This is a genomic window from Acuticoccus sediminis, assembly GCF_003258595.1.
Taxonomy (GTDB): domain Bacteria; phylum Pseudomonadota; class Alphaproteobacteria; order Rhizobiales; family Amorphaceae; genus Acuticoccus; species Acuticoccus sediminis.
Genome location: NZ_QHHQ01000002.1, coordinates 1,282,002 through 1,301,145 on the forward strand (window position 1 = coordinate 1,282,002; position 19,144 = coordinate 1,301,145).

At 71.4% G+C, this 19,144-nt stretch carries 19 protein-coding genes; 10 read left to right on the top strand and 9 right to left on the bottom strand.

All coding sequences use genetic code 11. From position 1 onward, the window contains the following. The first annotated feature begins 8 nt into the window (after window positions 1-8). Genes DLJ53_RS13640 through DLJ53_RS13655 form a run of 4 tightly spaced genes read left to right on the top strand, consistent with a single transcriptional unit; the run spans window position 9 to window position 3,852 of the window. Window positions 9-548, top strand: a complete 540-nt coding sequence (locus DLJ53_RS13640) for a TRAP transporter small permease (RefSeq protein WP_111345973.1) — start codon at window positions 9-11, stop codon at window positions 546-548. Then, complete coding sequence (locus DLJ53_RS13645) at window positions 545-1,825, top strand: TRAP transporter large permease (protein ID WP_111345975.1); 1,281 nt, start codon at window positions 545-547, stop codon at window positions 1,823-1,825. The genes DLJ53_RS13640 and DLJ53_RS13645 overlap by 4 nt, the downstream gene beginning before the upstream one ends. A gap of 9 nt (window positions 1,826-1,834) precedes the next feature. Further along, window positions 1,835-2,644: an enoyl-CoA hydratase/isomerase family protein gene (locus tag DLJ53_RS13650; protein WP_111345977.1), complete on the top strand. Its 810-nt coding sequence runs from the start codon at window positions 1,835-1,837 to the stop codon at window positions 2,642-2,644. Further along, window positions 2,641-3,852, top strand: coding sequence for a CaiB/BaiF CoA transferase family protein (locus DLJ53_RS13655; RefSeq protein WP_111345978.1), 1,212 nt, complete (start codon window positions 2,641-2,643; stop codon window positions 3,850-3,852). Before DLJ53_RS13650 ends, DLJ53_RS13655 begins: the two co-directional genes overlap by 4 nt. Before the next feature lie 221 nt (window positions 3,853-4,073). On the opposite strand, the gene DLJ53_RS13660 is transcribed toward DLJ53_RS13655, so the two are convergent. Further along, window positions 4,074-4,823 (bottom strand): 2-keto-4-pentenoate hydratase, encoded by a 750-nt coding sequence (locus DLJ53_RS13660; protein ID WP_111345980.1) that lies wholly within the window; start codon window positions 4,821-4,823, stop codon window positions 4,074-4,076. Between the two features lie 159 nt (window positions 4,824-4,982). Here DLJ53_RS13660 and DLJ53_RS13665 point away from each other — a divergent pair, with 159 nt between their 5' ends. Beyond that, on the top strand, window positions 4,983-6,122 hold the full coding sequence (locus DLJ53_RS13665) for a mandelate racemase/muconate lactonizing enzyme family protein (protein ID WP_111345981.1): 1,140 nt from the start codon (window positions 4,983-4,985) through the stop codon (window positions 6,120-6,122). 371 nt (window positions 6,123-6,493) lie between these two features. Here the strand turns inward: DLJ53_RS13665 and otnC are convergent, their stop codons facing one another. The 7 genes from otnC to DLJ53_RS13700 form a co-directional block, all read right to left on the bottom strand. Next, entirely contained in the window at window positions 6,494-7,144 is a 651-nt protein-coding gene (gene otnC, locus DLJ53_RS13670) for a 3-oxo-tetronate 4-phosphate decarboxylase (protein WP_111345983.1), read from the bottom strand. After that, window positions 7,141-8,412, bottom strand: coding sequence for a 3-oxo-tetronate kinase (gene otnK / locus DLJ53_RS13675; RefSeq protein WP_111345984.1), 1,272 nt, complete (start codon window positions 8,410-8,412; stop codon window positions 7,141-7,143). Before otnK ends, otnC begins: the two co-directional genes overlap by 4 nt. Further along, window positions 8,409-9,311 (bottom strand): L-threonate dehydrogenase, encoded by a 903-nt coding sequence (gene ltnD, locus DLJ53_RS13680; protein WP_111345986.1) that lies wholly within the window; start codon window positions 9,309-9,311, stop codon window positions 8,409-8,411. The genes otnK and ltnD overlap by 4 nt, the downstream gene beginning before the upstream one ends. A gap of 178 nt (window positions 9,312-9,489) precedes the next feature. After that, window positions 9,490-9,966, bottom strand: coding sequence for an ureidoglycolate lyase (locus tag DLJ53_RS13685; RefSeq protein WP_111345987.1), 477 nt, complete (start codon window positions 9,964-9,966; stop codon window positions 9,490-9,492). 113 nt (window positions 9,967-10,079) lie between these two features. Further along, window positions 10,080-11,285, bottom strand: a complete 1,206-nt coding sequence (locus DLJ53_RS13690) for an MFS transporter (protein WP_404801156.1) — start codon at window positions 11,283-11,285, stop codon at window positions 10,080-10,082. 154 nt (window positions 11,286-11,439) lie between these two features. Further along, window positions 11,440-11,652 (bottom strand): TOBE domain-containing protein, encoded by a 213-nt coding sequence (locus tag DLJ53_RS13695; RefSeq protein WP_111345991.1) that lies wholly within the window; start codon window positions 11,650-11,652, stop codon window positions 11,440-11,442. Then, window positions 11,649-12,797: a putative sulfate/molybdate transporter gene (locus DLJ53_RS13700; protein ID WP_162409181.1), complete on the bottom strand. Its 1,149-nt coding sequence runs from the start codon at window positions 12,795-12,797 to the stop codon at window positions 11,649-11,651. The genes DLJ53_RS13695 and DLJ53_RS13700 overlap by 4 nt, the downstream gene beginning before the upstream one ends. 156 nt (window positions 12,798-12,953) lie before the next feature. On the opposite strand from DLJ53_RS13700, the gene DLJ53_RS13705 reads away from it, so the two are divergent. Genes DLJ53_RS13705 through DLJ53_RS13720 form a run of 4 tightly spaced genes read left to right on the top strand, consistent with a single transcriptional unit; the run spans window position 12,954 to window position 16,700 of the window. Beyond that, the gene (locus DLJ53_RS13705) at window positions 12,954-13,766 is read left to right on the top strand and encodes a molybdate ABC transporter substrate-binding protein (protein WP_111345994.1); all 813 of its coding nucleotides are present in this window, start codon (window positions 12,954-12,956) and stop codon (window positions 13,764-13,766) included. Window positions 13,767-13,769: 3 nt separating this feature from the next. Beyond that, window positions 13,770-14,828: an iron ABC transporter substrate-binding protein gene (locus DLJ53_RS13710; protein ID WP_111345995.1), complete on the top strand. Its 1,059-nt coding sequence runs from the start codon at window positions 13,770-13,772 to the stop codon at window positions 14,826-14,828. Between the two features lie 16 nt (window positions 14,829-14,844). Then, window positions 14,845-15,876, top strand: a complete 1,032-nt coding sequence (locus tag DLJ53_RS13715) for a FecCD family ABC transporter permease (RefSeq protein ID WP_202913127.1) — start codon at window positions 14,845-14,847, stop codon at window positions 15,874-15,876. Window positions 15,877-15,878: 2 nt separating this feature from the next. Then, entirely contained in the window at window positions 15,879-16,700 is an 822-nt protein-coding gene (locus DLJ53_RS13720) for an ABC transporter ATP-binding protein (RefSeq protein ID WP_111345997.1), read from the top strand. Here DLJ53_RS13720 and DLJ53_RS13725 read toward each other — a convergent pair. After that, complete coding sequence (locus tag DLJ53_RS13725; protein WP_111345999.1) at window positions 16,645-17,550, bottom strand: LysR family transcriptional regulator; 906 nt, start codon at window positions 17,548-17,550, stop codon at window positions 16,645-16,647. The two genes, DLJ53_RS13720 and DLJ53_RS13725, sit on opposite strands and share 56 nt — an antisense overlap. A gap of 97 nt (window positions 17,551-17,647) precedes the next feature. Here DLJ53_RS13725 and DLJ53_RS13730 point away from each other — a divergent pair, with 97 nt between their 5' ends. After that, complete coding sequence (locus DLJ53_RS13730) at window positions 17,648-19,144, top strand: CoA-acylating methylmalonate-semialdehyde dehydrogenase (protein ID WP_111346000.1); 1,497 nt, start codon at window positions 17,648-17,650, stop codon at window positions 19,142-19,144.

The following is a 19,144-nucleotide window of genomic DNA, read 5'->3' on the forward strand; positions in this document are numbered from 1 at the left end:
TGCGCGTAATGGCCCGGCTCTTGGGCGAAATTCTGACCTGGGTGGTCCTCGGCCTGATGGTCGCACTCACCTGTGTGGTCGTCGTTGCCGTGATCTTCCGCTACTCCGGCGCATCTCTGTCCTGGTACGATGAGATCGCCGGCGTGCTCCTCGCCTGGATCACCTACTATGGTGCGGCGCTCGCCGCGCTCCACCGCAGTCACATCGGTTTCGACGACGTCCTTCTGGCACTGCCTCACAAGGCGCGTGCCGTCGCCGTCATCGTCGCCGAGGGGCTCGTCCTCTTCTTCTTCGGCCTCATGGCATGGGCCGGGCTCGAGGTGCTGGACATCCTTCAGGGCGAGACGCTCGTCGCGCTCGACTGGGTGCCGGTCTCGATCACGCAATCGGTGATCCCGATCGGCGCGATCCTCTTCATCATCGCCGAGCTCCTGTCGCTCCCCTTCTACTGGTTCGACGTGATGCACGGGAAGTCCTCGGAGCACGCCGTGATGGCCCACGGCGAAACCCCCACTCACGGCCCGAGCGCGGCGGAGAACAGCCGATGATCGTCCTTCTGATGTTTGCCGCACTGGTGGCGATGGTCTGCATCAACGTGCCCATCGCCATCGCCCTGTCGCTCGCCGCGGTCCTCGGCATCGCGGTGACGGACGGCATCGAGTCGCTCGTCACCGTCGGCATCGACATGTACTCCGGCGCCAAGTCCTTCTCGCTCATCGCCATCCCGATGTTCGTGCTGGCGGGCGCCATCATGAACTCCACCGGGATCACGCGGCGCATCATCGCCTTCGTCTCGGCCCTCATCGGCTTCGTCCGCGGCGGCCTCGCGATGGTCAATATCGGCGTGTCGCTCTTCTTCGCGGAGATCTCCGGCTCGGCCGTGGCGGATGTCGCCGCGCTCGGCTCGGTCCTGATCCCGGAAATGAAGAAGCGCGGCTACAGCGCCCCGCTGGCGGCGGCGGTGACGTCCTCGTCCGCCTCGCTCGCGATCATCATCCCGCCGTCGATCCCGATGATCCTCTACGGCGTCTCCGCCGGCGCCTCGATCCAGGAGCTGTTCGTCGCCGGAATCGTGCCGGGCCTCCTCGGGGCGGCCGGCCTGATGGGCGTCGCATGGGGCTTTGCCAAGCGCTACAATCTCCCGCGCGAGGAGGCCTTCCAGTTCAAACGTCTGCGCGAGACGTTCGTCGACGCGCTGCCGGCCTTCATGCTCCCGGTGATCATCCTCGGCGGCATCTTCGGCGGCTTCGTCACCGCGACGGAGGGTGCCGGGCTTGCCGTCGTCGCGTCGATCGCGATCGGCCTCTTCTACCGCGAGATCAACTGGCGGCAGCTCAAGACCGCCATGCTGGAAGGCGGGATGCAGACCGCGGTGGTGATGCTGCTGGTGGCAGCGTCCGTCCTGATGGGCGGCTACCTCACCAGCGCCCGCATCCCGCAGGAGATCGCCGAGGGGATGCTGAACCTGACGTCCAACAAGTACGTCATTCTCCTCATCCTCAACGTCTTCTTCCTGGTCATCGGCTTCTTCCTGCACTCGGCCGCCGCGATCATCCTCGTCATCCCCATCATTGTGCCGCTCATCCATCAGGCGGGGATCGACCCGGTCCACTTCGGCCTCGTGGTGACGCTCAACCTCGCGATCGGCCAGCAGACGCCGCCCGTGGCCTCGGTGCTCATCACCTCGTGCTCCATCGCCAAGGCCAACATCTGGGAGGTGTCGAAGGTCAACATCTACTTCGTCGCGGTCCTGCTCACGGTCCTGCTGTTGTGCACGTACGTGCCTGCGGTACCGATGTTCCTCGTCGACCTCTTCTACAGGTAACCGCTGACCATGACCGACGCTCCCCAGACCCACGCCGCGACGACCGACGATCTGATCTACGAGGTCGAGGACGGCATCGCGACCCTCACCCTCAACCGCCCGCAGGCGCGCAACGCCTTCACCTTCGCCATGTACGACGGCATGGCGACCATCTGCCGGGAGATGCCGACCGACGGCTCGATCCGCGCCCTCGTCATCACCGGCGCCGGCGAGAAGGCGTTCGCCGCCGGCACCGACATGAGCCAGTTCCGCGCCTTCGACAAGGACCAGGACGCGCTCGACTACGAGAAGCGCGTCGGCGCCGTGTACGACGCGCTGGAGAAGTGCCCGGTGCCGACCATCGCGGCGATCTCCGGCGCCTGCACCGGCGGCGGCGCCGGGACCGCGGCGTGCTGCGACATCCGCATCTGCACCGAGAACCTGAAGTTCGGCTTCCCCATCGCCCGCACCCTCGGCAACACGCTGTCGATGGAGAACTACGCCCGGGTGAAGGACCTCATCGGCGTCGCCAGGGCGAAGGAGATCATCTTCACCTCCCGCCTCGTCGGCGCGCAGGAGGCGCTGGCGGCCGGGCTCGTGACCGAGGTGCTCCCCGACCACGCGGCGCTGATGGCCCGCGCCAAGGAGCTGGCGCTGCACATCGCCGGCCACGCCCCGCTCACCCTGCGGGCCTGCAAGGAGGCCTTCCGGCGCCTGCGCGTCGACGGGCCGGACGCCGAGGGCGACGACCTCGTCATCATGACCTTCATGAGCGAGGACTTCCGCGAGGGCCTCGACGCGTTCTTCAACAAGAGAAAACCGGAGTTCAAAGGCAAATGACCGAACGCACCGGCCCGCTGACGGGCATGCGGGTCATCGAGCTCGCGCACATCATGGCCGGCCCCGTCTGCGGGCTGATGCTCGCGGACATGGGCGCGGACGTCGTCAAGGTGGAGAAGCCGAACGGCGACGACACCCGGCGCACCGTCCCGCCCGAGGTGAATGGCGAGAGCGCCGCCTTCATGATCATGAACCGCAACAAGCGCGGCATCGCTCTCGACCTCAAGTCGGACGAGGGCAAGGCCGTGCTGCGGCGCCTCCTCGCCGACGCGGACGTCGTCATCGAGAACTACCGCCAGGGCACGATGGAGAAGCTCGGCCTCGGCTTCGAGGACCTGCGCAAGGAGAACCCGGGCCTCATCTACTGCGCCGTGTCCGGCTTCGGCCGCACCGGCCCCTATGCGGCGCGCGGCGGCTTCGACCTCGTCGCGCAGGGCATGTCCGGCCTCATGGCGATCACCGGCGAGGGGCCCGGCCGCCCGCCCGTGAAGGTCGGCGCGCCGGTGTCGGACATCACCGCCGGCATCCTCGCCGCGCTCGGCTGCGCCTCTGCGTACGCCCACAAGCTGGCGACCGGACAGGGCCAGATGGTCGACACCTCGCTCCTGGAAGCGGCGATCACCCACACCTACTGGCAGTCCGCGATCGCCTTCGCGACCGGCGTGTCGCCCGGCCCTATGGGCTCGGCCCACCCGCTCAACGCGCCCTATCAGGCGTTCCCGACCGCCGACGGCTGGATCAACATCGGCGCCGCCAACCAGAGCAACTGGGAGCGGCTGACCAAGGCCCTCGGCGCGCCCGAACTCGCCGGCGACCCGCGCTTCGCCAACGGCCACGCCCGCATGGACAACCGCGAGACCCTCGTCGCGACCCTGGAGCCGCTGTTCCGGAAGCGCACCACCGAGGAGTGGCTGGCCGCCATGGAGGCCGCCGGCGTCCCCGCCGGCCCGGTCCTATCGATCATGGAGATGCACGAGGATCCCCACGTCCTCGCGCGCGAGATGGTCGTGCCGCTGACGCACCCGACCGCCGGCCCGACGAAGGCGATCGGCCTGCCGATCAAGTTCTCCGACACGCCCGGCAAGGTCGCCCGGCCCTCGCCCCGCCTCGGCGAGCACACGCGCGAGGTCCTCGCCGAGGCCGGCTACGACGCGGACACCATGGAAAGGATCATCGCCTCTGGCGCCGGCATCGTCGCCGATGCCTGACACCGCACCGCAGACCGACACGCCGCTCGAGCCCGGGACGCCGCCGATGCGCGGCGTTCCCTCCACCCGTGACGCGCAGCCGCGCGACCCCGGGCTCCGGGACCCGCTGCCCATGAGGGGCCTGCCGCCGATGCGCGGGACGCCCCCGATGCGCGGGACACCGCCGACACGCGTCGTCCCGTCGCTGCCCGGCGTGCCGCCGTCCCGCCGAACGCCGCCCGCTACCGGGCGGCGTAGTCGAGCGTGACGGAGCCGAGGCCCTCCACCTCGCCCTCGACCCGCGTGCCAGGCTCGATGAACGGCATCCCGGTGAGCGAGCCGGTCGTCAGCACCTGGCCGACCTGGAAGCCGCCGCAGAGCGAGCCGACGTGCAGCACGAAGCGCTCCAGCGCCGCCCAGGCATCGCCGCCCGGCGGCGTCGCCGGTCCCTCCACCACGACCTTGCCGTCGAAGGCGAGCCGCACCGCCGGCGACGTCCCGACGATCGTCCCGGTCCCGCCGAGGACGAGGCCGCCGTTGTTCTGGTTGTCCGCCAGCTTGGCCGGCGCCGGCGCGTCGACGAAGTCCTCCACGCGCCCGTCCACCACCTCGATGGTGACGATCGGCGTCACGACCTCCCGCAGCCGCGCGGCGAAGTCGGGCGCGTCGAGCGGCGGGAGCGGCGCGTCGAGCCGGAACGCGATCTCGAGCTCGATGCCGCATGCCCCGATCTCATCGGTCCCGAACGTCGCCCCGGAGGGCTTCACGCGGCGCCCGAGGATCGGCGCGATCATCGGCTTGTCGGCCCCCGGCGCGGTCTTCCACGCGGTCACGGGGCCGAGCTCGTCGGCGACAAGCGCCTGCACGTCCGTCACGTCCGCACCGGTCGCGCTGGCGGAGAATTCGGCGGCGGCGGAGGCGGGGGCACGGCTGTTGGTGCGATGCGCTTCGATGAGCGTGGCGGCAAAGCGCTCGGCAAGAGGGGTCGGCACATCGTCTCCTTGGATGGCGGTTGCGCTTGAGCACCGCCATCTTCGGCCGCCCGGCCCCCGCGAGGCAACGCGAAATCGCCCTGCCGAGCGCGATTCCTCGCAACTGTCGCCGCCCCGCCCACCGGCACTCCCTTCCCTTCGCCGCCTACGGACAGGTCCATGAAGATCAAGAAAATCACCGCCGTCCCGATCTCCTTTCGCGTGCCGGAGGGGCAGAACGTCAGGCTCGGCATCGGCCGCGCGGTCAAGCGCGACGCCGTGCTCGTGCGCGTCGACACCGACGAGGGGATCACCGGCTGGGGCGAGGCGCACCACGGCCGCTGCCCGGGCGCGATCGCCAGGCTGATCGACACCACCCTCGCCGAGCTCGTCGAGGGCCAGGACGCCGGCGACATCGTCGGCATCTGGAACCGTGTCTACCGCATGCAGCTCGCCAGTCATGGCCTCGGCAGCGGTTCGGCGATGGCCCTCTCCGGGCTCGACATCGCCCTCTGGGACATCAAGGGCAAGGCGCTCGGCCAGCCGCTGCACCGCGTCCTCGGCGGCGCCCCGCGCCCCTCCCCTGCCTACGCCGGCGGCATCTCGCTCGGCTGGCAGGACCCGGCGAGCCTCGCCGAGGAGGCGCTCCAGTACGTCGCCGAGGGCTACCGCGCGCTGAAGCTGCGCGTTGGCGACACGCCCGGTCGGGACATCCCCCGCGTGAGCGCGGTGCGACAGGCGGTCGGCGACGACATCGCCATCATGGTCGACGCCAACACCGGCTACTCCCTGTCCGACGTCCGCCACGTCATGGCGGCCTACGAGGAACTCGCCGTCGAGTGGCTGGAGGAGCCCTTCCCGCCCCACGACCTGCGCAACTACCGCGAGGCGAAGGCGCTCGGCACCGTCCCCCTCGCCGCCGGCGAGAACCACGTGATGCGCTACGACTTCCTGCACATGATGGAGGAAGGCGCCATCTCGGTCATGCAGCCCGACGTCTCCAAGACCGGCGGCATCACCGAGACGCTGCGCATCGCGGCGCTGGTCTCGGCGGCGAAGCTCTCCTGCAACCCGCACACCTCGCTGACCGGCATCAACATGGCGGCCTCGATCCACCTTCTCTCGGCCATCGACAATCCCGGCTACTACGAGGGCGACTGCGCCCGCCACAACCCGTTCCGCGACGAGGTCGGCGGTGCCGTCGGCGCCCTCGACGCCGACGGGTGCGTCTGGCCCCGGGAAGCCCCCGGCCTAGGCCTCGAGATCGACGAGGACTTCCTCGCCGCCCACCCCCTGATCGAAGGCCCCTGCTACGTCTGAACCCGGCCCGGGCAAAGGCTTCGGCACCTTGTGTGCCGGACGCGAACGGGTCTGATCGAGTGGACCGAGCGGGGGGCCGAAATTGTCGGCGAGAAGGACCGGAGGGCCTCCGGCGGGCTCGGGTCCCACCAACGATCAGGTCCCGCCTGACCGTCGAAGCCGCCATCGCGCTTTCCCCCTGGCAGCGTCCCGGACCCGGCGCAAGGGCAAGCGGCTTCGCCGGCCTCCGGCCCCTTGCGCCGGGTCCGGGACACTGCCCGTCGGGGGGCGCGACGGCGGCTCCGACGATCAGGCTCCCGCCCCGGATTGCGTGGGCGCCGTGCGAGGGCAGCGCTTTGCGAGGCAGGAGCAATGCCGGGCAGGATCCCGACCTAGGTGTCCCATTCGACGTCGAAGGCGGTGACCACGCGCTGCACCTCCGCCTCGCTCAGCATCCGCGGGCCGTGGCCCCGGGTCAGCATGGCGAGGCGGGCGGTGTCCTCCAGCTCCTCGATCGCCGTGCAGGCGGCCTCGACGTCCTTGCCCGCAACCACCGGGCCGTGGTTCGCGAGCATCACCGCCGAGCGGCGGCCGGCAAGGCCGCGGACCGCCTCCCCCATCGCCGGGTCGCCCGGCAGGAAGAACGGCAGCAGCTTCACCTTGCCGAGCTTCATCAGGCCGTAGGGCGTCAGCGGCGGGAGGAAGTTGTCCGCGTCGACGTCCGGCATCATCGACAGCGCCACCGCATGGCAGGAGTGGAGGTGCACCACCGCGCCCGCCGTGCCGCGCGTGTCGTAGAACGCGGTGTGAAGCGGCATCTCCTTGGTCGGCTTGTCGCCGCCGACGAGCGTGCCCCCGGCGTCGAAGCGCGACAGTCGCGCCGGGTCGAGCCGGCCGAAGCTGCTCCCCGTGGGGCTCACCAGGAGCCCGCCGTCCGGGGTGCGCGCCGAGATGTTGCCCGTCGACCCGTGGGTCAGCCCGCGATCGAACAGGGACCGGGCGAGGAGGCAGATCTCCTCGCGCAGCCGCGTCTCCCCGCTCATGCCGCCTCCAGCCTGGCGAGCGCGTCCGCGAAGAAGGTCTCCGCGCCGAAGTTGCCGGACTTCAGGGTCAGCGCGATGGGCTCGCCCGCCGACCGGGCGTAGCACCACGGCACCCCCGGCGCGATCTCGGCGCCGATGTCGAGCCGCGTCACGCCGAGCGCCTTGGCGACCGCGCCCGAGGTCTCGCCGCCCGCCACCACGAAGCCGCGCGCGCCGGCGTCGCGGGCCGCGACCGCACAGGCGGCGAGCGCCGTCTCGACGATCTCGCCCGCGGCGGCGACGCCGAGCTTCTCCTGCGCCCGCTTCACGCTGTCCGGCGCCGCGGTCGCGGTGACCAGCGGAGCGGCGGAGAGGTCCTGCGCGCCGAGCCAGTCGAGCGCCGCCTGTGGCCCCTCCTCGGCCAGCACCAGTGGATCGAGCCGGAAGACCGGCGCGCCGCGGGCGCCGTAGTCGGCCACCTGCCGGTTGGTCATCGCCGAACAGCTCCCCGACAGGACGACCCGCCCTGCGCCGATCGCCGGCCGCTCCACCCCGATCGCCTCCTCCGACAGCGTCCCGTCGGCGCGGTAGAGCGCCGGCAGCGGCATCGCCACCGCGCTGCCTCCGGTCATCAGCGGCATGTCGCGGCATGCTGCGGCGATGATGCCGAGGTCCTCGTCCGCCACCGCGTCCACCACCACGTGGGCAATGCCCTTCGCCGCGAGCGACGCCAGCTCGGCGCGCACCGCCTCGACGCCCCTCGCGACCGTCAGCCGGTCGACGAGGCCGACCTCGCGCGTCACCTGCGGCGCCAGCAGGCGCATCAGGTTGCTGTCGCGCATCGGCGTCAGCGGGTGGTCCTTCATCGGGCTCTCCGCGAGCGGCTGCCGGCCGACGAAGAGGTTGCCCATGAAGATCGCCCGCCCGTTCTCCGGGAAGGCGGGACAGTAGATGGTCTGGGCGGTGCCGAGGTCCGACATCAGCGCCTCGGACACGGGGCCGATATTGCCCTCGGCGGTCGAGTCGAAGGTCGAGCAGTACTTCCAGAAGAACCGCTCCGCGCCGGCGGATCTCAGCCACGCGAGCGCGGCGCGCGCCTCGGCCACCGCGTCCGCGACCGGAACGGTCCGGATCTTGAGGGCGATCACCTCGAACGCCGCGGTGTCGGACGGCGGAGTGTCCGGAACGCCCATCCGCAGGCTGACCCGCGCCCCGCTGCGGGCGAGGAGGCCCGCGAGGTCCGTCGCGCCGGTGAAATCGTCGGCGATGGCAGCGAGGATCGGCGTCACCGGCCATCCTCCCCGGGGAGCGTCAGCCCGCTCCGCCCGGCGTAGACCTTGGCGATCGCCGCGTCGTCCTCCGCGCCGAGCCCCATGTCCACCGCGACCTTGAACTGGGACAGCGCCGCCGCCGTGATCGGCGCCTCGAACGGCACCGACCTCGCGATCTCGAGGACGATGCCGAGATCCTTCGGCCAGATGTTGACCGAGCTGCGCGGGGTGTAGTCGCCGTCGACGATGTGCGGCGCGCGGTTCTCCAGCATCCACGACGCCCCGGCGCACTTGGAGATGACCTCGAGGAACTGCGCCGGCGCCACGCCCTGCGTCATGCCGAAGGTCATCGCCTCTGCCATCGCCGCGATGTGCACCCCGGCGAGGAGCTGGTTGACCGCCTTCATCGCGCTGCCGGCACCGGCGGCATCGCCGAGCTCGAAGACCGTCTCGGACACCGCGTCCAGCACCGGCTTCGCCGCGGCGAAGGCCGCCGGCGAACCGGACGCCATGACCGAGAGAGTGCCGGCCGCCGCCCTCAGCGAGCCGCCCGAGATGGGCGCGTCGAGGTAGAGGACGCCGTGCTCGGTGCACCGCGCCTCCATCGCGCGGGCGAACTCCGGCGCGACGGTCGCGCAGGAAAGGACGACAGCCCCCGGTTTCAGCGTCGGCACGAGCCCGGCCTCGCCGAAGAGGACGCTCTCGGTCTGCGCCGCGTTCAGCACGACGACGACGACCGCGTCGAGAGTCCCGGCGTTCCCGGCGAGCGACCCTTCCTGCCCGCCCTCGCTCTGGAAGGCGGTCACCTTGGCGGGATCGACGTCCGCGCCCCACGTCGCAAGCCCGGCGCGAAGGCACGACGTGGCCATTCCGAGCCCCATGGAACCGAGGCCGACGACTGCGATCTTGCAGCTCATTTTTGTTCCTCCCTGCCCTCACCTTCGGTCGGCGCCGCGACCCATGGGCGCCGACGTGTGATGGCTCCATCTGATGTACACGCCATGCAACCGGCGCGCACGCGCGGAGGCGCCGGCGGAGCGTCCGGCCCGCGATCCGGCGCGGACGCGGAACGCTGCGCCGTTGCGGGGAAGGGCTCTAGGCAGGCGCCTTGAGGAGCATCGGTTCGACGTCGACGAACTCCTCGTCCCCCGTCGTCCCGTCGATCCACATGAAGATGGAGAAGCTCCCCGGCGCCGACAGCACCGTCAGCGGGTGGTGCCAGACGTTGGCGCCGAAGGTGAACCCGGTGAGCCCGTCCGTCACGAACGCCTCGGCGCGGCTCATGTCGGGCCCTCCGGCGTCGGCGTGCGGCGCGACGAGGACCAGGATGCGGGAGGGCTGCAGCGGCACGAAGGTCTGCGAGGAGAACTCGTGCCGCTCCATCTGACGCACGGCGAGGGGCAGGCTGGCGGCCTCGGTCTTCGTGGCGACGGAGAGGCTCGGCCGCGCCGCCGGGCGGAGGCTGGCGAGCGCCCCGTCGAAGTAGGTGCGCCCGTCGGCGGGCGGCGCGAAGACCGTCCCGTAGGCGGCGAAGGCGTCGGCCGTCAGGGGCTTGAGAATGAGCTCGTTCACGCGTCTTCCGATTCTGTCACCAGTGCGCCAGCACTAAACGCCATGGCGCAGGATCCCGCCAGACGGCGGGACCGCCGGGCCGCGTTCGCCCGGCGGAAACGCTGGTACCGACGTCAGCGGCTGCGCGGCTCGGCCGGCAGGAAGATGCCGATGATGCCCGCCGCCGGAAGGACCGAGCACACCTGGTAGACGAACTGGATGCCGTAGGCGTCGGCGAGGAAGCCCAGCAGGGCGGCGCCGATTCCCCCGATCCCGAACGCGAAGCCGAAGAACAGCCCGGAGACCAGCCCGACGCGCCCCGGGACAAGGTGCTGCGCATAGACGAGGATCGCCGAGAAGGCCGACGCCAGGATGAACCCGGCCGCCGCGCTCATGATCCCGGTCCCGACGAGGCCGACGTGCGGAAGCGCCAGGCTGAACGGCAGCACGCCGAGGATCGACACCACGATCACCGCCTTGCGCCCGATCCGGTCGCCGATCGGCCCGCCCGCGAACGTGCCGGCGGCGACCGCCGCGAGGAACACGAAGAGCATGAGCTGCGACTGGCCCACCGAGAGGCCGAACGTGTCGATCAGGTAGAAGGTGTAGTAACCGTTCAGGGAGGCCATGTAGACGTACTTGGAGATGACCAGCACGCCCAGCATGGCGAGGAGCAGCGGCACGTGGCGCGGCGGCGCGATTGACGACGCCGCCGCCTTCGGGCGGCTCTTGACGCGGATGTGCTCGCGCTTGGCCCAGGCCCCGACGTTGTAGAGCACCACCATGCCGATGAGCGCCAGCGCCGCGAACCAGGCGATGCTGGACTGGCCGAACGGCAGCACGATGAAGGCCGCGAGCAGCGGGCCGATCGCCGACCCGGTGTTGCCGCCCACCTGGAACAGCGACTGCGCGAACCCGTAGCGTCCGCCCGACGCCGCGCGCGCGGTGCGCGAGGAGTCCGGGTGGAAGATCGAGGAGCCGACGCCGATCATCATCGCCGAGACGAGGAGCAGCCCGTAGCTCCCCGCGAACGCGAGCACGACGAGGCCGATGAGGCTCGCGCCCATGCCGAGCGTCGCGATCTGGAACACCGGGCGCTTGTCGGTCGCGATGCCGACCGCCGGCTGCAGCAGCGAGGCGGTCGCCATGAAGGCGAAGTGGATGATGCCGACCTCGCCGAAGGTCAGCGCGTAGTTCTGCTGCAGCAACGGGTAGACGGCCGGAAGCAGCGACTGGATCGTGTCGTTGAGCCCGTGGCAGACGCTGAGGGCAACGAGGACGGCGAGGGTCGTGCGGGGAACGCTGTCGTCACGTGGGGCGGCAGCAGCATCGGGGGAGATGGTGCTCATGGAGGTGCCTTTCAGCCCCGTCTGTCGCATGCCGCAGGGGGCGGAGCAATCCGCCCGTTGATCTAAATCAGACGCGAAGGTTCGCCGTCCGGACGACAGGGCGACGCGGACGGTCAGGCCGCCCGCCACGCGTCGGCGGAGGGGCTCAGTCGTCGGTGCCGAGAAGCACTTCGGACGCCTTGATGATGACGTGGACCTTCTTGCCCTCGGCGAGGCCGAGGTCGGTCGCGGCGTCGGTGGTGATCATCGAGGTGATCACGTTGCCGGCGCCGATGTCGACGCGGATCTGGCTGTTCACCGGGCCGTTCTTCACCTCGGTCACGGTGCCGGCGATGACGTTGCGCGCGCTGATCTTCATGTCTGCCTCCTGCGGTCTGTGCGCTCGGCCTTGCGGCGAGCCTGGCGGACCACATGTGCCCGCACGCCCTCCGCGGCAACACCGGCGAGGAGGCCGACCGTCGCCCCGGCCGCGACCGTCCCGATGGCGGCGGCCGCGATCACCGGCCGGCAGTCGGGCCGCGCATCGAAGAGGCGGCGACTGAAGGAGAGTTCCGCGGCGGCCCAGAAGAGCAGCGCGCCGACCACCCCCGACGGGATCCCCGCCAGAAGCCGCACCATCTCGTCGCCGGCGAGCGCCGCCGCCCCGGCCGCGAGCGCGATCGCCGTCGGGGCGAGCGCCGTGCGGGCGCCGAACCGGTGGTGCGCCGCGATGCCGCCAGCGCCATGGCACATCGGCATCGCCCCGAACGGGACGAGCGCGAGGTTGAGGAGCCCGCTGGTCGCGGCGAGGCGCCGCTCGGTCACCCGGTGGGCGGCCGCGCCGTAGAACGAGCGGGCGACGGCGGCGGCGACGATCACGGCGTTCATCAGCGTCAGCGGCAGCTGCGGCACCACCCCGCCGAGGATCACCGCCTGCAGCGACGGTGCCGCCGCGACGCTCACCGGCGCCACCGCGCCGCCGCCAAGGAGGATGCCGCCGAGCACCACCAGCAGCGCCCACGGCCCGCGCGGCACCACGAACGTCAGCCCCAGCACCGCGAGCGCGGCGGCGCCCGTCAGCGGATCGGCGCGGATCGCGGCGAACCCGACGAGGGCGAGGCCGAGACCGAGGCCGACCTGCAGCCCCGTCACCACCGACTGCGGGATGAGCCGTGCCGCCCGCTCCAGCAGCGGCGTCGCGGACAACAGGAGAAGAACGGCGCCGATGATCGCCCCCGCCCAGGCGATATCGCGCGAGGCGAGGCCGCCGGCGAGGATCGCGGCGCCCAGCGCCTTCATGGGCTGCACCGCGATCGGGACGCGATAGACGACCGCGACCAGCGCGTAGCCGGCGGCGAACCCCGCGAACACGGGCGTCGGCGACAGGATCCCGGCGACGAGCGCCGGAACGACATAGGGAAGCAGCGTGCCGAGGTCGCCGAAGGCTCCGGACACGTCGCCGAGAAGCTGCGGCCGCGCGGGAAAGCGCGTCGCGACCCTCGCCTGTGACTGCGTCTCGGGCACCCGTCCCTCTCCCGTCATCGGGTTGGGACCACGTTCGCAGCACGGCTGCGGCAAGACAACTCGTTCAACCGGCGGTGGGTGAATTCGTCGCCGACTTGAGGCATCCTGCGAAAAAATTCGCGGCAAAACCGCACAAAACGACACAGGGAGGTGGAAATGACCCGGATCGGCATGGCAGCGCTTCTCGTCGGACTGTGGGCGACGGCGGCAGGGGCGGACGACATGGTGAGCCTTCACGCGGCCGGCAGCCTGAAGGCCGCGCTCGGTGACGTCGCCGACGCGTTCGAGGCCGACACCGGACTGACCGTGAGCCGCAGCTTTGCTCCGTCGGGCCTCCTTCGCCAACGCATCGAGGACGGCGAGCCGGCGGAGGTCTTCGCCTCGGCCAACATGCGCCACCCGCAGGCGCTGGCGGCCGCCGGGCTGGCCTCGCCGACCGTCCTCTTGGCCCGCAACGCCCTCTGCGCGCTCGCCGCCGGCGACCTCGAGGTGACCACCGACACCCTCCTCGCCGTGCTCCTCGACGAGGACGTGCGCGTCGGCACATCCACCCCGAAGGCCGACCCGTCCGGCGACTACGCGTTCGCAGTGTTCGACAAGGCGGACGCGCTGGCGGGCGGGGCCGGCGAGCGTCTGAAGGGCAAGGCGCTCCAACTCACCGGCGGTCCGGACAGCGCCAGCCCGCCCGAGGGCCGCAACCCCTACGGCCATGTGATGGAGAGCGGCCAGGCCGACATCTTCCTCACCTATTGCACCAACGCGGTTCTCGCGCAGCGCGAGGTCCCGGCGCTGAAGATCGTGACGCTCCCCCGGGCGCTCGCGACGGGTGCCGACTATGGCCTCACCGTCATGAACGGGGCGGGCGCGGACGCCTGGCGCCTCGCCTTCGCGATCCTTTCGCCGCAAGGACAGGCGATCCTGGCCCGCTACGGCTTCACCGCCCCCACCCTCCCCGCAGCCGCGGAATAGACCATGCGCCTCCTCCTCGCCGCCGCCCTCGCCCTCTGCCTCGCCGCCACCCTCCTCGTCGTCCCGGCGGTCGAGGCGCGCACCGTCACCGACTCGGCCGGCCGCACGGTGGAGGTGCCGGACGAGGTGCGGACGGTCTTCGCCGCCGGCCCACCGGCGGCGATCGTCGTCTACGCGCTGAAGCCCGAGGCGCTGCTCGGCTGGCCGCGCGCGCTGCGTCCGGGCGAGAAGGCCTACGTCGCCGCCCCCTACCGCGACCTCCCGGAGACCGGCCGCCTCACCGGACGCGGCGGCGAGGCGAACCTCGAGCGTGTCCTTGCCCTGAAGCCCGACCTCATCGTCGACTTCGGCTCGGTGCGCGACACCTATGCCGACCTCGCCGACCGCGTTCAGGCGCAGACCGGCATCCCCTACATCCTGGTGGACGGCCGCTTCGAGGCGACGGCGGCGAGCCTGCGCCTCCTCGGCGACGTCCTCGGCGTGCCGGAGCGCGGCGAGGCGCTGGCCGCCGACACCGAGGCGACGTTCGCCACCCTCGACGCCCTCCTCGCCGACGTCCCCGAGGACGCGCGCCCGCGCGTCTACCTTGCGCGCGGACCCGACGGCCTCGAGACCGGCGTGAAGGGCTCCATCAATACCGAGATCATCGAGCGCGCCGGCGGCCGCAACGTCGCCGATGCGCCGGGCCAGCGCGGTCTGGTGCGCGCCTCGCCCGAGGCCGTGATCGTCGCCGATCCGGACACGATCATCACCTGGGAGCCGGACTTCTACGAGCGCGTGTGGGAGAGCCCGCTCTGGGCCGACATCGCCGCGGTGCGCGGGAAGCGCGTCTATCTCTCGCCCCTCGCCCCGTTCGGCTGGATCGACCGGCCGCCGTCGGTGAACCGCCTGATGGGCCTCAAGTGGCTCGCCGGCCTCTTCTACCCGGACCGCTGGGACGGCGCCCTCGCATCCGAAACGCGCGACTTCTACCGGCTGTGGTATCACGTGGACCTCTCGGACGAGGACCTCGGCAAGCTGATCCAATGGGCGGACGGACGACCTCCGGCATTCCGGCAATAAATCCGGCGGGACCGCCTTGAGCCTCGCCGCGAGCCGCCGTGTCCCCATCGCGGTCGCCGGGTTCGCTCTCGGCGTCGCGGCGCTGGCCGCGCTGACATTGGGCGCACTGGTGATCGGCCCCTACCCGCTCTCACCCGGCGAGGCGCTGACCCTGCTGGTTCGCCGCGCGCTGGCGCTCCCGACCGAGGGCGGAGCGCCGGAGACGGTGCTGCTGTCGATCCGCCTGCCGCGCGTCGCCGCGGCGCTCCTCGTCGGCGCGGCGCTCGCGGCGGCGGGGGCGGCCTACCAGACGCTGTTCCGCAACCCGCTCGTCTCGCCCGACATCCTGGGCGTCTCCGCCGGGGCCGGCCTCGGCGCGGTGCTGGGGATCTTCCTCGCGCTGCCGGTCGCCGCGATCCAGCTCATGGGGTTCGCCGGCGGGCTGGCGGCGGTGGCGCTGGTGGCGTCCGTCTCGGCGGCGGTCCGCTCCGGCGACCGGACGCTCGTCCTGGTCCTCTCCGGCGTCGTCATCGGCGCCCTCGCCGGGGCGGCGACCTCCCTCCTCAAGGTGCTCGCCGATCCGTACGACCAGCTTCCGGCGATCACCTTCTGGCTCCTCGGCAGCCTCGCCGGAGCGAAGACGTCGGACGTGCTCCCGACGCTCCCGGTCGTCGCTCTCGGCCTCCTCCCGCTGTTCCTGCTGCGCTGGCGCATCAACGTGCTCTCGATGGGCGACGAGGACGCCCGCGCGCTGGGGATCGACGCCGGCCGGCTGCGCGGCGCGGTCATCGTCTGCGCCACGCTGGTGACGGCGAGCGTCGTCGCCATGGCCGGCATCGTCGGCTGGGTCGGCCTCGTCGTGCCGCACATCGCGCGGATGCTCGTGGGGCCGGGCTTCGGCCGGCTCCTCCCGGCTGCGGCGCTCCTGGGCGCCGGCTACCTCCTCGTCGTCGACACGCTCGCCCGCAGCATCGCATCGGTGGAGGTGCCGCTCGGCATCCTGACCGCCGTCGTCGGCGCGCCCTTCTTCCTGTGGCTGCTGGCGCGCGGCCGGCGCACGTTCGGCTGACGATGACGTCGCTGTCCGCAGACGGCCTCGCCATCGGCTATGGCGGCCGGGCGATCGCATCGGGCCTCTCGTTCGCCGCCGAGGCGGGCGAGGTGCTCGTCCTCCTCGGCCCCAACGGGTGCGGGAAGACGACGCTCTTCAAGACCCTCCTCGGCCTTCTCCCCGCCGTCCGAGGCACGGTCGCGCTGGGCGGCGCGCCCGTTACCCGCCTCTCGCGCCGGGAGGTCGCCCGCCGCGTCGCCTACGTGCCGCAGTCACACGGCGTGCCGTTCGCGTTCAGCGCGCTGGAGCTCGTCACCATGGGGCGCACCGCCTGGCTCGGCCCGCTGGCACAGCCGGGCCGCGCCGACCGGGCGGCGGCGCATGCGGCGCTGGAGCGCGTCGGCATCGCCCACCTCGCCGGGGCGGACGTGACGCACCTCTCCGGCGGCCAGCGCCAGCTCGTCTTCGTCGCCCGCGCGCTCGCGCAGGAGGCGCCGGTCCTCGTCCTCGACGAACCCACCGCGAGCCTCGACTTCGGCAACCAGGCGGTGGTGCTCGCCGAGATCGCCCGCCTCTCCGGCATGGGCCTCACCATCGTCCTGTCGACCCACGACCCGGACCACGCCTTCGCCGTCGGCACCCGCGCGCTCCTCATGGAAGGCGGCGCCATCGCCGCGCAGGGCCCGCCCGCCGAGACGCTCACCGAGACCGCCCTGTCGCGCGTCTACGGCGTCGGCGTCACGGTGGAGCGGCTCGCCGACGGGCGGCGCGTGTGCGTCCCCTCGCTCAGCCGCGCTGCGGCAGGAAGCAGTCCGACTGGCGGCGCACCTCCTCGGCGATGAAGTCCGCCGTCAGCCGCACGCGGGCGAGGTCGCGCGTGTCGCTGTGGACGACCATGAAGAAGGTGCGCGTCAGCGCCACCCGCCCGGCCAGCACGCGCACCAGCCGCGCGTCGCCGTCGGCGAGGAAGCACGGCAGGACGCACAGCCCCGCCCCCGCCGCCGCGGCCTCCTTCTGGGCGAGGAGGTTCGAGCTCGTGATCCGCGGCCGGATCCCCTTCGCCACCGCCGGCAGGTAGTCGAGCTCCGGGGTGAAGATCAGGTCGTCGATGTAGCTGATGAACGGCACCCGCGTGAAATCCTGCGGGTCCGTGAGCCGGGCCCAGCGGGCGGCGTCCTCCGCCGCGCCGTAGACGCCGAGCTCGTAGTCCGTCAGCCGCCGGACGTGGAGGCGCCCGCGGTCGGGGTGCGACAGGCCGATGGCGATGTCCGCCTCCCGTCGCGAGGTGGAGAAGCTGCGCGGCAGGGCGACGAGCTGGATCTCGAGGTCCGGATTGTCCCGCTGGAGGCGGCCGATGGCGGGCGACAGGATCGCCGTCCCGAACCCGTCCGGCGCGCCGATGCGCACCACGCCGGACGCCTCGGTCCGCGCCGCGCCGACGTCCGACTGGATCGAGAACATGGTGCTCTCGATGGTCTCGGCGTGCTTCAGCAGCGCGAGACCGTCCGCCGTCAGCGCGTAGCCGCTGCTGCCGCGCTCGAACAGCTTGGTCTGAAGCGCGCCCTCCAGCCCGGCGAGGCGGCGGCTCAGGGTGGAGTGGTCGACGCCCTGGCGCCGGCCGGCCTCGGTCAGCGTCCCGGCGCGCGCGATGGCGAGGAACGACTGCAAAAGATCCCAATCGAAGGAACGCATGCGCATCCATGCACAACGGATGTGATCGCTTGAGCCTATGGCTGTGCATCAATGCGTGCAACATGTTCCCCAAACCAGAACACGCAGAGGGACGGACATGCGCGACATTGGGCATTATATCGGCGGCAAGACGGTCTCCGGCACGAGCGGTCGCACGGCCGACGTCTTCAACCCCTCCACCGGCGACGTTCAGGCCAGGGTGGCGCTCGCCAGCGCCGACGAGGTGCGCGCCGCGGTCGCCAACGCCAGGGCCGCCCAGCCGGAATGGGCGGCGCAGAACCCGCAGCGCCGCGCCCGCGTGATGATGAAGTTCCTGCAGCTCGTACAGGACGAGTTCGAGTCCCTCGCGGTGCTCCTCGCCAGCGAGCACGGCAAGACGGTGCCGGATGCCAAGGGCGACATCCAGCGCGGCCTCGAGGTGGTGGAGTTCGCCTGCGGCATCCCGCACCTGCTGAAGGGCGAATACACCGAGGGCGCCGGACCGGGCATCGACGTCTATTCCATGCGCCAGCCGCTCGGCGTGGTGGCGGGGATCACGCCGTTCAACTTCCCCGCCATGATCCCGCTGTGGAAGGCGGCCCCGGCGCTCGCCTGCGGCAACGCCTTCATCCTGAAGCCGTCCGAGCGCGATCCGTCGGTGCCGATGCGCCTCGCCGAGCTCTTCGTCGAGGCCGGTCTTCCGAAGGGCGTCCTCAACGTGGTGAACGGTGACAAGACCGCCGTCGACGCCATCCTGACCGACCCCGACATCATGGCCGTCGGCTTCGTCGGCTCGTCCGACATCGCCCAGTACATCTACTCGGAGGCGGCGCGCACCGGAAAGCGCGCGCAGTGCTTCGGCGGCGCCAAGAACCACGCCATCATCATGCCCGATGCCGACATGGACCAGGCCGTCGACGCCCTCATCGGCGCCGGCTACGGCTCGGCCGGCGAGCGCTGCATGGCGATCTCCGCCGCCGTCCCGGTCGGCGAGAAGACCGCCGACATCCTCGTCGAGAAGCTGATCCCGCGCGTCGAGTCGCTGAAGATCGGCCCGTCGACCGACTCCTCGGCCGACTACGGCCCGCTGGTGACGGCCGCCGCGGTGAAGCGCGTGCGCTCCTACATCGACAAGGGCGTCGAGGAAGGCGCCAGGCTCGTCGTCGACGGACGCGGCTTCAAGATGCAGGGCTACGAGGACGGCTTCTTCATCGGCAGCTGCCTCTTCGACGAGGTGACGCCCGACATGACGATCTACAAGGAGGAGATCTTCGGCCCCGTCCTCTCGGTCGTCCGCGCCAAGACCTACGAGGAGGCCCTCTCCCTCGCCACCGACCACGAGTACGGCAACGGCGTCGCCATCTTCACCCGCGACGGTGACGCGGCGCGCGACTTCACCACCCGTGTCAACGTCGGCATGGTCGGCGTCAACGTGCCGATCCCTGTGCCCGTCGCCTATCACACCTTCGGCGGCTGGAAGCGCTCCGGCTTCGGCGACCTCAACCAGCACGGCCCGGACTCCATCCGCTTCTACACCAAGACCAAGACCGTCACCGCGCGCTGGCCGTCCGGGGTGAAAGAGGGTGCCGAGTTCGTCATTCCGACGATGGGCTGA